This is a genomic window from Ensifer sp. Root954, from assembly GCF_001429005.1.
Lineage (GTDB): Bacteria > Pseudomonadota > Alphaproteobacteria > Rhizobiales > Rhizobiaceae > Ensifer > Ensifer adhaerens.
Window position 1 is genome coordinate 331,668 of the sequence record NZ_LMJM01000025.1, and the last position, 13,901, is coordinate 345,568.

19 protein-coding genes are annotated in these 13,901 nt (G+C 63.8%); 5 read left to right on the top strand and 14 right to left on the bottom strand.

All coding sequences use genetic code 11. The features are described from left to right. Positions 1-57: 57 nt before the first annotated feature. A complete protein-coding gene (locus tag ASE71_RS20870; protein WP_060516026.1) occupies positions 58-636 on the bottom strand; it encodes an AAA family ATPase in 579 nt (192 codons plus the stop codon). A gap of 243 nt (positions 637-879) precedes the next feature. Here ASE71_RS20870 and ASE71_RS20875 point away from each other — a divergent pair, with 243 nt between their 5' ends. Then, on the top strand, positions 880-1,398 hold the full coding sequence (locus tag ASE71_RS20875; protein ID WP_234852521.1) for a hypothetical protein: 519 nt from the start codon (positions 880-882) through the stop codon (positions 1,396-1,398). 70 nt (positions 1,399-1,468) lie between these two features. Here the strand turns inward: ASE71_RS20875 and ASE71_RS20880 are convergent, their stop codons facing one another. Next, positions 1,469-1,705 carry a hypothetical protein gene (locus ASE71_RS20880; protein ID WP_060516027.1) on the bottom strand — a complete coding sequence of 79 codons (237 nt, stop codon included), beginning with the start codon at positions 1,703-1,705 and terminating at the stop codon, positions 1,469-1,471. A 110-nt stretch (positions 1,706-1,815) separates the two neighbouring features. Between ASE71_RS20880 and ASE71_RS20885 the strand changes: the two genes are divergently transcribed. Together ASE71_RS20885 and ilvC are read left to right on the top strand one after the other, a co-directional pair. Then, positions 1,816-2,457 carry a TetR/AcrR family transcriptional regulator C-terminal domain-containing protein gene (locus ASE71_RS20885; protein ID WP_112974880.1) on the top strand — a complete coding sequence of 214 codons (642 nt, stop codon included), beginning with the start codon at positions 1,816-1,818 and terminating at the stop codon, positions 2,455-2,457. 179 nt (positions 2,458-2,636) lie between these two features. Further along, positions 2,637-3,656: a ketol-acid reductoisomerase gene (ilvC, locus tag ASE71_RS20890; RefSeq protein ID WP_034792899.1), complete on the top strand. Its 1,020-nt coding sequence runs from the start codon at positions 2,637-2,639 to the stop codon at positions 3,654-3,656. 106 nt (positions 3,657-3,762) lie between these two features. On the opposite strand, the gene ASE71_RS20895 is transcribed toward ilvC, so the two are convergent. The 12 genes from ASE71_RS20895 to ASE71_RS20945 all read right to left on the bottom strand — a co-directional run bounded on the left by ASE71_RS20895 (position 3,763) and on the right by ASE71_RS20945 (position 11,530). Next, a complete protein-coding gene (locus tag ASE71_RS20895; protein ID WP_034792901.1) occupies positions 3,763-4,008 on the bottom strand; it encodes a hypothetical protein in 246 nt (81 codons plus the stop codon). Between the two features lie 115 nt (positions 4,009-4,123). After that, entirely contained in the window at positions 4,124-5,038 is a 915-nt protein-coding gene (locus tag ASE71_RS20900) for a pyridoxal-phosphate dependent enzyme (RefSeq protein WP_060516029.1), read from the bottom strand. A gap of 170 nt (positions 5,039-5,208) precedes the next feature. Next, positions 5,209-5,331 carry a hypothetical protein gene (locus tag ASE71_RS37380; protein ID WP_255380515.1) on the bottom strand — a complete coding sequence of 41 codons (123 nt, stop codon included), beginning with the start codon at positions 5,329-5,331 and terminating at the stop codon, positions 5,209-5,211. Between the two features lie 304 nt (positions 5,332-5,635). Further along, the gene (locus tag ASE71_RS20905; protein ID WP_060516030.1) at positions 5,636-6,019 is read right to left on the bottom strand and encodes a hypothetical protein; all 384 of its coding nucleotides are present in this window, start codon (positions 6,017-6,019) and stop codon (positions 5,636-5,638) included. A 176-nt stretch (positions 6,020-6,195) separates the two neighbouring features. Further along, entirely contained in the window at positions 6,196-6,417 is a 222-nt protein-coding gene (locus ASE71_RS20910; RefSeq protein WP_060516031.1) for a hypothetical protein, read from the bottom strand. Between the two features lie 43 nt (positions 6,418-6,460). Further along, entirely contained in the window at positions 6,461-6,697 is a 237-nt protein-coding gene (gene rpsU, locus ASE71_RS20915) for a 30S ribosomal protein S21 (RefSeq protein WP_034792958.1), read from the bottom strand. Positions 6,698-6,744: 47 nt separating this feature from the next. Continuing rightward, the gene (locus ASE71_RS20920; RefSeq protein WP_034792960.1) at positions 6,745-7,020 is read right to left on the bottom strand and encodes a hypothetical protein; all 276 of its coding nucleotides are present in this window, start codon (positions 7,018-7,020) and stop codon (positions 6,745-6,747) included. A gap of 126 nt (positions 7,021-7,146) precedes the next feature. After that, complete coding sequence (locus tag ASE71_RS20925; RefSeq protein WP_034792962.1) at positions 7,147-7,356, bottom strand: cold-shock protein; 210 nt, start codon at positions 7,354-7,356, stop codon at positions 7,147-7,149. Between the two features lie 546 nt (positions 7,357-7,902). Beyond that, positions 7,903-8,139 carry a helix-turn-helix domain-containing protein gene (locus ASE71_RS20930; protein ID WP_034792964.1) on the bottom strand — a complete coding sequence of 79 codons (237 nt, stop codon included), beginning with the start codon at positions 8,137-8,139 and terminating at the stop codon, positions 7,903-7,905. Positions 8,140-8,423: 284 nt separating this feature from the next. After that, complete coding sequence (locus ASE71_RS20935; protein ID WP_060516032.1) at positions 8,424-10,010, bottom strand: acetolactate synthase large subunit; 1,587 nt, start codon at positions 10,008-10,010, stop codon at positions 8,424-8,426. Positions 10,011-10,142: 132 nt separating this feature from the next. Beyond that, positions 10,143-10,775 (bottom strand): LysE family translocator, encoded by a 633-nt coding sequence (locus ASE71_RS20940; RefSeq protein WP_060516033.1) that lies wholly within the window; start codon positions 10,773-10,775, stop codon positions 10,143-10,145. Between the two features lie 131 nt (positions 10,776-10,906). Next, positions 10,907-11,530, bottom strand: a complete 624-nt coding sequence (locus tag ASE71_RS20945; RefSeq protein WP_060516034.1) for an FMN-binding negative transcriptional regulator — start codon at positions 11,528-11,530, stop codon at positions 10,907-10,909. Between the two features lie 93 nt (positions 11,531-11,623). Between ASE71_RS20945 and ASE71_RS20950 the strand changes: the two genes are divergently transcribed. Together ASE71_RS20950 and ASE71_RS20955 are read left to right on the top strand one after the other, a co-directional pair. Beyond that, on the top strand, positions 11,624-13,135 hold the full coding sequence (locus tag ASE71_RS20950) for a PLP-dependent aminotransferase family protein (RefSeq protein WP_060516181.1): 1,512 nt from the start codon (positions 11,624-11,626) through the stop codon (positions 13,133-13,135). Positions 13,136-13,263: 128 nt separating this feature from the next. Beyond that, positions 13,264-13,851: a hypothetical protein gene (locus ASE71_RS20955; RefSeq protein WP_060516035.1), complete on the top strand. Its 588-nt coding sequence runs from the start codon at positions 13,264-13,266 to the stop codon at positions 13,849-13,851. The last annotated feature ends 50 nt before the right edge of the window (positions 13,852-13,901 follow it).

The window sequence follows — 13,901 nt, forward strand, 5'->3', positions numbered from 1 at the left end:
CGCTCGGGAGAACGGCCATGGCCACCATCAGCCCAAGCCGCCATCGATGCTTACCGTTCAGCCCGCCGAGAACGCCTGCACCACGGCCTCTACCGCCCCCGGTGCCGCGACATCGACACAGCGGATGTCGGCTGCTCGCGCCGACTGCAGCATGTCTCTGTTCTCCCGAAGCGAGCGCTCAATGAATTTATTGATGATCCCGGCTTTCTGCTCGTATCTCTCGTCACGTCGCGCTTCGTCCAGCATCCGTTGCCGCAGGAAATCGTCGTCCGCATAGAGGAAAACGGCGGTGACACTCCCGGGGTCGAGTTCGGCCACATATTCCGGCCTCAGCGCTGCGCCCTCCAGTACGAACGGTTTTGCGCGTTGGCGGTGGTTGTCGATGATCTGGCGAATGCGCGGCCACATGTTTTCGTGATGAACCTTCAGGAACCAATGGATGGTGTCGTCCGTCAGGCTGGCATAGTATTCGGCCACTTCCGGCCGCACCGATGGCCAGGGCCTGCCGGGATGACGGCCGAGCGCGTCCGTCGAGATCAGCTCGCGGCCGAGCGAACCGGCCAAGGCGCCGGCGAGCGTCGATTTCCCGACATGCGAGCTGCCTGCGATCAGGATGCCGAGGGCCGGATGCTGCATGCGTTGAACTCCATTACAGCGAGTGGTCTGTCGTTTTCTAACGTGGAAATCGGTGCATCCGAAGAACGCGCCCTGTCCGGTGTTACAAGTCATGGCTGTTGGATACCGGGGCAAGTCCAGCAATGCAAATGACCGTTGATAACCACCGGACGGTTCGTTCCTCTACCTTGCCGTGTGCCCTGGCTTTCGGCACTTTCGCGAAGCATTCGCTGTCTGCCGGACCTAAGCTACGGGAAAATAGATATGGCTTCGATTTCACGACCAATCGGCAGAGCCGCTGCTGCGCGGCTGATGGGCCTCTCGGCGCTGAGGCAGGCTGGGCTCCTTGCCCTGATTTCGCTCGTTGTTTGCCTTCGCCCGGCGGGGGCGATGCAGCCATGCCCTCCTGACAGCCAACTGCTTTCGAATGCGAAGATCGTGGTCGAGGCGCGTGTTAGGTCGTTTTCAATCGGAGACTCGGGCTTTTTGGTGGAGGAGGGCGTTCCGACGAGGATGGTGCGCGCGGAATTGGAGATTGAGAAGGTCATCAAAGGGAAGTTTCCGAAAAAGGAGGCAATCCTGTATGGCGGCGTGTTTCCCCCGGGGCCGATCAGGGAACTGGTTTTCATGGCGGCCATCTTCGGATTGGGCGAGGAAGACATATTCGAAGTGGAGCTATCGCGCCAGGAACTGGCGCCGGGAGTGGAATACTTTTCGTTAGGCAGTTGTATTTATACGAAATTTCCAGAACTGGTGACCGAACTTACTCGTACCGAACCGTGACGGTTCGTTTTCGACGACCGCAGGTGGCGCAGAGTTGCCGGAGCGCGCGGACGGATGAGTTGCAGGACCGTCATCCCCAGGCGACGTAAACAAAGCGGGCGAGAACAAGTGCGCCGCCTGCGCCGACAATCCCCCAGAACCACGCAGCGATTGCGTCTTTCTCGTGCCGGAAACGCCTCGCCACCTTGATGGAGGCCGCGATGAAGAAAACCACGACAACAAGAATGTATGCCTTTTGATGCGGCGGCACCGTCGACCTCTCTCCAGTCTGCTTCTGCAGCTTATGGCGCTCGTCTTTCGCCGTCACCGCCGAAATTTCGCCGCTTCTTGAGAATCGTCTTGACGCGTCAGGGACGCTTCACTAGAACACTGCGAACCGTACCGTACGGTACTGATCGAGGGCGAGGCAGCGTACAGATGACTGTGGCGATGAGGGAGGCGAATGCCGGGGAGGGGCTGACGGAACGTCAGGGCGCCGTTCTCGAGCAGGCATTGCGACTTCTCGTCGACGGCGGCGAAAAGGCGCTGACGACGGCCGGCATCGCGCGTGCTGCCAATTGCTCCAAGGAAAGCCTCTACAAGTGGTTCGGCGATCGTGACGGGCTGATTTCGGCGATGATCGGCTTCCAGGCGAGCAAGGTGCGCACGCAGGACGTTGCCGCCCGCGCGCTCGATGCCGAGAGCCTGCAGCGGCATCTGATCGTTTTTGCCAAGGATTTGCTTGAGGTTCTCGCCGGTGACGTGTCGCTGGCGCTCAACCGTCTGGCGATCGGCCAGGCGAGCCGTGACGGCTCCAAGCTCGGCCACATGCTGCAGGAACGCGGGCGTCGGCAGATCGGCCGCCGGGCCGCAGCGCTGCTCGAAGCCGGCCGCAAGGCAGGCCTCTTGACGTTCGACGATGCCGACGAGGCCTATGGCGCGCTTTATGGGCTGATCGTCTCCGACTGGCATCTGAAGATGCTGCTCGGCGAAGAGGCCGGCGAGATGAGACAAAGTTTTGGCCGCAAGGCGGAGCAGGCGGTATCCGCCTTCCTTTCGCTTTACGGCACGAAAAGGTAACGGCCCGCAGCGCCGCGCTTCGAAAGAAGCGTAAAGGTCGCTGCGGCAAAGAAAAGTCACAGCGCCGCGCTTCGAAAGAAGCGCAAAGGTCGCTGCGACACCAGGAATTGCTGTAGGGCTCCGGAGTTCCCGGGTAATGCAGCGGAAGCAACTGACAAACAACGGGAAGGACCACAACAATGCGCGTCTATTACGATCGTGATGCCGATATCAACCTGATCAAGTCGAAGAAGGTCGCCATCGTCGGCTACGGCAGCCAAGGCCGCGCCCATGCGCTGAACCTCAAGGATTCCGGCGCCAAGGAAATCCGCATCGCTCTGAAGCCGGGTTCGGCAACGGCTGCCAAGGTCGAGGCCGACGGTCTCCAGGTTCTCTCGGTAGCAGAAGCCGCCAAGTGGGCCGACCTCATCATGATGGCGACCCCGGACGAACTCCAGGCCGAAATCTACAAGGCCGAAATCGCCGGCAACATCCGTGACGGCGCTGCGATCGCTTTCGCCCACGGCCTCAACGTTCACTTCGGCCTGATCGAGCCGAAGGCTTCGCTCGACGTCGTCATGATCGCGCCGAAGGGCCCGGGCCACACGGTTCGCGGCGAATACCAGAAGGGCGGCGGCGTTCCCTGCCTCGTTGCCGTTCACCAGGACGCTTCGGGCAACGCCCTTGACCTCGCTCTCTCCTACGCCTGCGGCGTCGGCGGCGGCCGTTCGGGCATCATCGAGACCAACTTCAAGGAAGAGTGCGAAACCGACCTCTTCGGCGAACAGGTCGTTCTGTGCGGTGGTCTCGTCGAGCTCATCCGCGCCGGTTTCGAAACGCTGGTCGAAGGCGGCTACGCCCCGGAAATGGCCTATTTCGAGTGCCTGCACGAAGTGAAGCTGATCGTCGACCTGATCTATGAAGGCGGCATCGCCAACATGAACTACTCGATCTCGAACACGGCCGAGTGGGGCGAATACGTCACGGGTCCGCGCATCATCACCGAAGAAACCAAGGCCGAGATGAAGCGCGTCCTCAAGGACATCCAGACCGGCAAGTTCACCTCCGAGTGGATGCAGGAATACAAGTCGGGTGCGGCTCGCTTCAAGGGCATCCGCCGCGTCAACGACAGCCACCAGATTGAAGAAGTCGGCGCCAAGCTCCGCGGCATGATGCCCTGGATCGGCAAGAACAAGCTGGTCGACAAGGCGAAGAACTAAGCCTTATCGAACGGTTGAATGAGAAAGCCGGGGCGCATGCTCCGGCTTTTTTCGTTTGGCATACATCTCCCGGATAGCTTCACGCTTTTCCTGGAATTGGGTCAGACTAATCCCAGAGAAGCCGAAAGACGCCCAGAAAGACCCTTCCGAACAGCTCAAGACAGATTTCGGGGAACAGGGCGGCAAAGGCCGCGCCAGCGGTGAAACCAACCAGACCGAAGCCGATTGCGCCGTCCAAGCCGTAACCCTGCCAGCCGTAAAGGGTGCCGAAAGTGGTCGCCGTGCCGACGATCGTCATCCACCAGAGAACCCGGAGGGTGGTCGTCGCATGGCGAATGAACGTATCAAGCATCTGCCTTCCCTGCCGCGAGCCGGAACACGCTTTGGTTTCGTACCGGACATAAGTTCGCGCAGAGGTGATTTCCAGATCAACCTGATATCAATGGCCGGGAGGCCGGGCGCTTGGTTCAAAACTCCTGCCAGGCCTGCAGCCTTTCGACCGTCGTCGTCGCACCGCCGCAGACGATCATCAGGATGCGCTCGAAGCGCGCCAGCCGGTCGGCGTGGGCGTAGGCGACGGCGAGGGCGGCGCCGCAGGCGGGCTCGACCAGCACGCGGTGGTCGTCGAGGAAGCGGATGCAGGCTTGCGCGGCGTCCGTGTCGCTGACGACGACGCTCTCGACCGGGCGCGTCTGGCTCAGCTCGAAGGCGCGCTCGCTGACCTTGCGGGCGGCGAGCGACGTTGCGATGCCGCTGACGGAGGGGAGTTCCGTCAGCGTGCCCGCGTCCATCGAGGCGGCCAGCGAAGCGGTGCCTTCGGTCTCGACGGCAAGGATCGGCACGTGGTCAAGCCCGTTGCGCGCGAGCCCCTCGGCAACGCCGGCAAACAGTCCGCCGCCGCCGACCGACAGCACCACGGCATCGAAGGCGAGGCCGGATCGCGCGACCTCGTCGATCATCGTCGCGTGACCGGTCCACAGCAGCGGGTCGTCGAAGGGATGGATGAAGGCGGTGTCGGCATCGAGGGAGGCGAGGGCGGCTGCATTCGCCTCATCCCAGGCGGCGCCGTGCACGATGACGTCGGCGCCCTGCTGGCGGATCAGGCCCTTCGCGCGCTCGGTCGTCGTTTCGGGAACGAAGACGGATACAGGGATCGAAAGCATGCGCCCGGCATAGGCGACCGCCATGCCGGCATTGCCGCCGGAGGAGGAGACGAAGCGCCGCTTGCCGGCGCGCGCGTGGTGCTCGCAGGCAGCGCCGACGCCGCGGATCTTGAACGAACCCGGTGGCTGCAGCGCGTCCATCTTCAGAAAGATTGAGCGGCCCGAGGCAAGCCCCAGCGGCAGGGATTCGATCAGCGGAGTTTCGAGGTGAAGTGGCATGAGATGTTCCGTTGCGGGCGCGATGCCGATGGGTGCCCCGGTGTGACGGAGCTCAGGGAGAATCGTGAGGCAATTTGCCCCCGATCGCCACGTCGGCGCAATATGGGGAAGCACTCCGCCGCGGATGGCTGCGTGTCATCTCACGGAACATCATGGATTTGCGGCGGCCATCACCACAAGAGGCCGCTCAGCGTCACGAACGCGACGAAGAGCAGGGACAGGACGAGTGACGCCTTGATTGCCGCCAGGGTATAGTCGTATCGGCGAAGTCTGTGTGTCAGCGTGTGGAACATGGGTTCGTCCAATCGTGAGTAAGCGGCGGCTCGTCGCCGTTCGTTCGAGCGAAATGCGGTGCCCGCAATTCGGCAGTGACGACAATGGCTACCCAGCCCGCGAAATTGGCCAGACGGCGGCTCGCCTTGGCGCGAACGCGCGCATGCGCTGCTGTCGATAAAGGAGGATATGGCGGCTCGAGAGCCCCTCACACCGCGATAAGCCAAGTCGGCCCGTGTCGATTGTCAAACCATGCGCCTCAAAAGTGTCCGGCACAAGGAAGATCCCCTTGGCGGCACCCTTTTGCGTTCCAGCACACAAGCCTCATCCCGATTTGGGGCCTTTGCGAGCAAACGAGGCAAGGTCCCGGGGCGGCATGGCCTCCGGCCAGGGGAGGCGTCGGGCGCCGGTGTAGCGGGTAACGGCGCTGCGCCTTTGCGGCGCGCCGCCATCGTTCTCCCACTGTTCGAGATTTGCGGTTTCAATCTGACGCGGAGTGCGCTGCCCGCTCCGGCCCTGAAGCTCGCAAAGCAGGGCATCGGCGGTGATAACGCCCGCCTGGAACCTGCCGATCAGAAAGACGGCGGCAAGACGGAGGCTTTCCTGGTCATCAAGGTCGACATGCTGGTGAAAGCCCGCGCGCCGCAGCACGCCGTCGAGCATGGCAAGGTCCGAGGGAATCAGTGGATGCTGCTCTGCGGATGACATAGGCCCCTCCTGTTGATGGGAACTGTCGTTTGCGTGGCGCATGCGTGCGAGCGCGCAAGGCGCTCTTCCAGGAATTCTACCCCCGGAGCGTCTTTCCGTCTCGGGTGGACAGTGCTGGGATGACCTCAGGGTTGACGCCCGTTGCCGGCGGCCAGGAGGGTGTGTTTCTGTGTCAGTCAGGACCGGCGCGATTTCCGGGTCGGCTTGCTTGCGGACACCTCCGCGGCCGGTTCGGCGGCGGCGCGCTCAAGGCGTTGCGCCTTGAGCTTTTCGGTCTTCTTGTCGCGGGCGATCTTTTCAGCCGCAACGATGGCTCTCGCCGTATGATCGGTTGCGGCCGCCTTGTCGCTCGCGGAGGTCTTGGCCGGCTTGAATGCTGCGTTAGCGTTGGGCGTCATGACCTGTCTCCTGAAACGGGCGGGTGCTGCCGACCCAGAGGGGTCAGCGCGTGCGCGCCGCCTTCTTGGGGCTGGGCAGCAGGCCTTCGCGCTGCAGCTTCTTGCGCGCCAACTTGCGCTGGCGTCGGACGGCTTCCGCCTTTTCCCGCACGCGCTTTTCCGACGGCTTTTCATAGCTGCTGCGGGCCTTGAACTCGCGGAAAAGCCCTTCGCGCTGCATCTTCTTCTTCAGAATGCGCAAAGCCTGGTCGATGTTGTTGTCTCTAACGAGTACCTGCAAAACATGTTCTCCTGTTGTCGATTGCAGCGCGGGCGAGGCGCATGCGCCTATCTGCCGCGCTTGGCGCTCAGTTTCTTGAGCCAGGGGCCGGTAGCTTCCGCCTGAGCGGGGTCCGGTGTGGCGGTCTCGGCGTGTTCGATGTCGGTCGCAAGGACCGAGCGTTCAAATGTCTCACCGTCGACCCGTACGCGAAAGCGGGGCTCGCCGCGATCTTCCGTGGGCAAAAGGCCGACGATGACGCCGAAGGGGCTGACCAAGGCCGACTGTGTGGCGGATGCCCTCAGTTTGACCCTGTCGCCGATCTCGCAGGCCGTGCGGCTCATGACGAGCTCCATATCGGAAGTGAAGGGGCCAAAGATGCAAAAAGGCCGGGTTGTTCCCCGACCTCTTCCCGTCATTCAAGCCTTTCCTGCCAGTACATCCGTGGTCAGAGAAGGGCGAATGACAAATTATTCGGCGCGCAGATTGTCGGCCGAGCTCTTGCCCGACTTGCGGTCGGCGACGACGTCGAAGGTCACCTTCTGACCGTCGGCGAGCGAGCGCAGACCAGCGCGTTCTACTGCGGAGATATGGACAAACACGTCGGTGCTGCCGTCATCCGGTTGAATAAAGCCGAAGCCCTTGGTGCTGTTGAACCACTTTACAGTGCCCGAAGCCATGACGATTTCCTTTCAATCGTGGAGTTTGCCAGAAAATATTTCTCTGGCGGTGATCGATATTTGAGAGGAGATCTGGCCGCGCATAAGCGCTGTGTCAAAGGTCACAAGCAATATTCGATGAGTTGATATATAGACGATACTTTTTGAAACTCAATGAAAATATTAAATTATCTATTTTCCCGTCCTTGTATAAGCCTTGTCAAAGGCCTGAAAATGCGGGTTTTCGTGCCGCTATTTTTCTTTCTATTGAACGCTCGGTCCCTGCCGATGGAGACTGAATATGGCGCATGGGTCAGCCGACAGCGCGACCGCTTTGGAGGCGGTGCATTTGCGTGATTGCTGTCGGGAGAAGTCTGGCTTGGCCTTCCGCATCGCGCCCGACAGCGCCGGGCGTCTTGTCAGACGGGCGAAGGTCGCTGCAGAACTCTGAAATCCTGCATGCTTTTGTCCTTTAATCGGCTACGGGGTAAAGGAAACACGCCGGACAGCGGTGGCAGGGGAGGTCAGGCGGCGGTACGCGTATCTGTCGCGCACCGCCCCCGCTTTTCAGGTGAAGGTCTGCGGCGAGACCTGCAGTGCGGCGGCGATGCGCTGCAGCTTGGCGGGATCGGTATCGGCGCCGAGCTCGATCTTGGATATTTCAATTTCCGTCAGGCCTGTCGTGACCGACAGATCGTCAACCGAATAACCGGCGGTTTCACGCGAACGCTTGATGGCGGCTCCGATTTTGACGCGGGACAGAGATGCGCCTGGAGCCTTGGTTAGGTCTTTCTTAAAGGACATGAAGTGTCTCCTTCGTTGGTCCACCGGCAAAGAACGCTGCCGGTTGAAGGGGGCCCAAAACTGAAATGCGACTCAAGGCAGATGAGTGCGAACCTAGGGCGTCGCTAATATAAGCGAGAAGTCCGCAGGCGCAAGTTTGCGCCCGAATCTTTGTAAAAAGACTACTTGTATCAATATGTTACCCTGTGATTATCGGGTGCTGGACGGTCCTTTTCCGGGCGATCCGGGGTACCGCGGCTGCTCGCCAATCGCCGTCCCAAGGACTGCGAAAACGGCGCCGAAACTCACGCCAGGCGCGCCTCGATCAGGAACGGTCCGCGCCGCGACAGCGCTGCGGAAAAGAGCGCGGCGAAGGCCTCGCAGGAGGTTGCGACGGCGGCTTCGACGCCAAGGCCGCGGGCAAGCGACACCCAGTCGAGCGCGGGGTTGTCGAGGTTCAGCATCTGCCGCGCATTGGTGCCGATCTCCCCGACGCCGACATTGCGCATCTCGGCATGCAGGATGGCATAGGTGCGGTTGGAGAAGATGACGGTGACGATGTCGAGGTTTTCGCGCGCCTGGGTCCACAAGCCTTGAATGTTGTACATGGCGCTGCCGTCGGCCTGCAGGCAGATCACTTTCCGATCGGGGCAGGCGATGGCCGCGCCGGTCGCAAGCGGGATACCGTCGCCGATCGCGCCGCCGGTCTGCATGATGAGGTCATGCGGCGCGGAGAAGGCGGACAGGGCAAAGAAGCGCCGCGCCGATGTGACCCCTTCGTCGCAGACGATTGCGTCTTCCGGCACCTTGTGCGCGACGATGACGGCGATCGCGTCTTCGGTGAGCGGGCCCGAGGGCTCGCCGGTGTCGGTGGGGGTGCCTGCCGTCGGCAGCGGCCCGGTCGGGCTGACGCCGAGTTCGTCGCCAAGCGCCTCCAGCGTCGCCTTCAGGTCTTCGCCATGGCGGGCAAGGGTTGCGACCGTGCAGCCCTCCGGCACCAGCCGGCTCGGCATGCCGGGATAGGCGAAGAAGGCGACCGGCTCGGGCGCGCCGACAAGGATGAGAACGCGGACGTCCTTGAGCGTGGCGAGCGCCATGTCGATCGGGTAGGGGATGCGCGCCGGCGCGACCCGTCCGCGGCCGCGCTGGGTGTGGGCGACCAGAACCTCGTTGAAAAGCTGGATGCCGCACGCAGCCGCGATCCGCCCGGCAACGGCAAGGCCATCGGCCTGCGCCGCAGCGCCGCTGACGACCATGGCGACCCCTTGAGGATTCGAACGTATCAGGCGGGCCACTTCGCGCACCGTCTCGGCGCTGGCCGGCCGCGGCGCTTCGATGGGCGCCTTTTGTGGCGCGGTGGCAAGGGCAAGCGTTCCCCAGGCGGCGTCGGCGGGCAGGATCATGGTGGCGACACCCGGCGGCGTCAGCGCGGCCTGAACGGCGGCGGCAACGGTGGGGCCGACGTCAGCCGGATCCTTCACGCGCCGGACCCAGTTCGACATCGGCGCGGCCAAGCTCTCGATGTCGGTCGTCAGCGGTGCGTCGAGCGGGAGGTGATGGGAGGCGTGGTCGCCAACGATGTTGACGACAGCCGCCCGGGCGCGGCGGGCGTTGTGCAGGTTGGCAAGGCCGTTGGAAAGGCCAGGGCCGGTGTGCAGAAGGGTCGCTGCCGGCCGCCCGGCCATGCGCGCATAGCCATCGGCGGCGCCGGTCACGAGGCCTTCGCTGAGGCCGAGGATGCAGCGCAGCTCCGGCTTGCGGTCGAGTGCCGCGACGAAGTGCATTTCCGAGGTGCCGGGATTGGCGAAGCAGACGTCGACGCCGTTTGCAAGCAGCGTATCGACAAGCACATCCGCGCCGGTGGTGCGAAATCCCTGGCCGCCTTCTCCCATGCGCGTATCCCTCGATGGCCCTCAAGGGCATGATAGCGGCAACTTGCGCCGGTGCAACCGGCGAGCCGCTCGGCGCAGCACCAGTCGGCCAGCGCCAAACGGCCAGCGCTGCGCCGGCTCAATGGTCGGGCATCAGGTCCGCTGCCAGGCGAGGTGGGCGCCAAGCCCGATCAGCACTGTGCCGCCGGCGCGTTGCATCAGGCGCTGCGCCCTGCCGGAGCGGCGCATCCGTGAGACGACGGCGCCGGCGAGGAACACGCAGACGATATCGGCCGAGGAGAACATCAGATTGGCGAGGGCGCCGAGCAGCAGGAACTGCACCCAGATCGGGAAGGCGGCAGACGCATCAGTGAACTGCGGCAGGAAGGCGACGAAGAAGATCGCGGTCTTCGGGTTCAGTACTTCGACAGTGATGCTCTCGAAAAAGGCGCGGCGCGCCGACTTCGCCTCGGTCAGGGGCAGGCTGCCGTCGCCCGTCGCCTTGGTGCGCATCAGCGTGAAGCCGAGCCAGACGAGATAGGCGGCCCCGGCAAGCTTCACTGCCAGATACAGCGTCGGCACCGCATGAAACAGGATCGAAAGGCCGGCAGCTGCGGCAATGACGTGCACGTAACAGCCGAGATGAATGCCGAGCGAGGCCATCATTCCGGCAGAGCGGCCGCGCGCCACGGTTTGCGCGGCGGCGTAGAGCATGGCCGGGCCCGGGATATAGGCGAAGATCGCCGTGGTGACGAAGAAGGTAAGGAGAATGTCGAGCGATGGCATGCGGTTATACCTCGTCTGCTGCTGCGTGGCCTCTTGCGGGAGTCGTTGTAAGGGCTTGCGCGGGAAAGTTGAAGGAAAATCACAAGTGCTCGGGCCGGCGGGTCAGCCGCCGGCGGTCCGTTCGTCCGTGGTCAGACCGGTATTTCCTCAGCGACGAGGCGATCCTCGCGGCGGGCGCTGGCGGCAAGTCCTGCCGCGACGCCGGTGCGGTCCTCGGCACTGCGGTTCTGGCTCATCTTGCGCTTGCCGTCGAGACGCCCGATCGGCAGCCTGAGGCCGATGATGCCGCGAAGCTGCGCCTTGACGAAGGCGGCGGGCGCGTCGCTGACCTGCCAGGGCTCGGCTCGTCCGGCCTCATACCGGTTGGTCAGCCGCGTGACGATGTCGAGCAGCCGGTCCTCGTCGGTGAAGAATTCGGCCGCGCCATAGGCGTGCACGGCGACATAGTTCCAGGTCGGCACGACCTTGCCGTGTTCGCGCTTGGAGGCATACCAGGAGGGCGTGACATAGGCGTCCGGCCCCATGAAGGTCGCCATAGCCGCGCCGATGACCGGCGTCGTTCCTTGCGGGTTGGCGCGGGCGACGTGGCCGTAGAGCGTGCCGTTCGGCCCCTCGTTGCGATCAAGCAGCAGCGGCAGCGGGGTCGCAAGCAGCCCATCTGCCGTGGCGGTGACGAGGGTCGAAAGCGAAGCCGCCTCGATGATGTCGTGCAACACGCTCAGCGTTTCTTCCTTGAAGGCAGGCGGTGTGTACATGATCTCGCTCCTTGTGCTCGTCCCGTCATAGAGGCAAACTGGACGGCCAAGAATATCCAGTTTCCGTATAAATGCGTGGGCCAGTTTGCGACGATGAAAGAAGAGGCGACGGTCGGGACCGCCCGGCGGATCTATGAGGCGCTGAAGGCACAGGTCCTTGACGGCACCTATGGCGCCGAGGCGCTGCTGCCGTCGACGCGGGCGCTCGCCGCCGAGCTTGGCGTTTCGCGCACGACGGTGACGACCGCCTATGAGCAGCTTCTGTCCGAGGGGTATCTGGAAAGCCGGCAGGGCGCGCGCTCGCGGGTCGCGTTGCTTGCGGCCCGGCAGGGTCCCGGCTCGGTGGCCGCGCCCGGGCGTCCAGCGAGCCAGAAGCATCGGGACAAGGGTGCGGCGGCGGTTCGCCTGTCACGCCTGGGGGCTGCCCTTTGCGACGGGCCGATCTGGATGCCGCCGGTTTCTGCTCGACTGATTGCCGACTTTCGTTACGGCGACCTGTCGGCCGCGGATTTTCCGGAGGAGGCGTGGCGGCAGTCGGTCAACGCGGCGCTCCGCCGGCGAAGGCCGCGGCTTGCCTATGATCACCCCGCCGGTTCGTCTGCCCTGCGCATGGCCCTGCAGGCCTATCTCTGGCGCGCGCGGGGGCTCAGTTGCGATCCGGATCAGATCGTCGTCGTCAACGGCTCGCAGCAGGGGCTGGACCTTGCGGCGCGCGTGCTCGTCGATGCTGGCGACCGGGTGGCGATGGAGGATCCCGGCTATGTGATGGCGCGCCGGGTCTTTGCCGCCGCCGGCGCCGCGGTGGTTCCCCTCGCGGTCGACGCGGAAGGGCTGAGGACCGACATCCTCGAACAATTGGAGGATGCCAGGCTCGCCTATGTCACGCCCTCGCATCAGTTCCCGCTCGGCAGCGTGCTTTCGGCCCGGCGGCGGCAGGCGCTTCTGGCCTGGTCCAGGCGAACCGGCGCCTATGTGCTCGAAGATGATTACGACGGCGAATATCGATACGACATCCGGCCGATCCCGCCGCTCCAGACCATGGGGCTGGCGGAAAACGTGCTTTATCTCGGCACGATTTCCAAGAGCCTCTCGCCGATGCTCCGGCTCGGCTATCTCGTCGTGCCGCCGCCGCTTGTCCCGGCCTTTGCCGCCGCCAAACAACTGATCGACCGCCATTCGCCAAGCCTCGAGCAGGAAGCACTGGCGGCGATGATTGCAAGCGGCGCCTATGAGCGCCACATCCGCCGCAGCCGGCGCAACAATGGCCGTCGGCGGGAGGCCCTGTTGACGGCGCTCAAGGCGGAGCTCGGCGACGCGGTGACCATATCCGGCGCCGATGCCGGCCTGCATGTGGTCGTCTGGTTCGAGCAGTTGGAAAAGGCGCAGGAAGACGCGCTGATCGCGCGAGCGCGGGCGACTGGCGTCGGCCTATATCCGGTTTCGCCCCTCTATGCGGCAGGTGATGCCGGCCATCGGCCGGACCGGGCCGGCATCGTCATGGGCTATGCGAGCCTCGAGGCGGCCGAGATCGGCAAGGGCGTGGCAGCACTTGCGCAGCTGTTGCGGTCCTGGGGCGACGAGAAGGCGGAGGCGAAGCCGTCTTAGGTCGGGAGCGGGCGGAGCGGAGCCCGTGCGCGGCTGGGCATCCCGGCTGCACGTTACGGTTAGCCGCTTGCGCCCGGCCAACGTCCCTTCATAGTGGCGGCCATTCCGCGTTTGCCCAGGCGACCTCCATGAGATCTCTTCGCATCCATCCCCACCTGCACGACGTTTTCGGTGAAGAGCAACCACTCGCCTATCTCGCCGCCATACTCCTGTTCGGAGCCGGCGTTGCCGTCGTCTTCGCGCTGTCTGCGGGGTCGATGCTTGCCGATCTTGCCTGGTGGCGGGCGGCGCTGGCGCTTGTTCTCGTGCTCGACATCGCCGCGGGCTGCGTCGCCAATTTCACGCCATCGACCAATGATTTCTACGCAGCCCGGCCGCGTAACCGCTGGATATTCATCGCCATCCATTTCCACATCGTCCTCGTCGCGCTGCTTCTTGGCAGCGGGATCGCGGCCGCGGTTGTCGTCTGGGCCTATACGATCGCAGCGGCCGCGCTCGTCAACCGGCTGGCGGGGCGGGAGGCACAGACCTTCGTCGGCGGGCTGCTCACTGCGATTGGCCTTGCCGGCCTGCCGCTTCTGCCCGGTCTGACGCCGGCGATGATGGCGGTCTCAGGCCTCTTCATGCTCAAGGTGCTCTTCAGCTTCGCCGTCGACCATTACCGCTCGGTCCCGCCCCAAGATGGGCAGGTGTCCAAAAATGGGGGACACGGCTGACGTCCTTGCCTTGCATGGCGGTCTTTACTAGCCTCCGGAAAGCAGGCTCA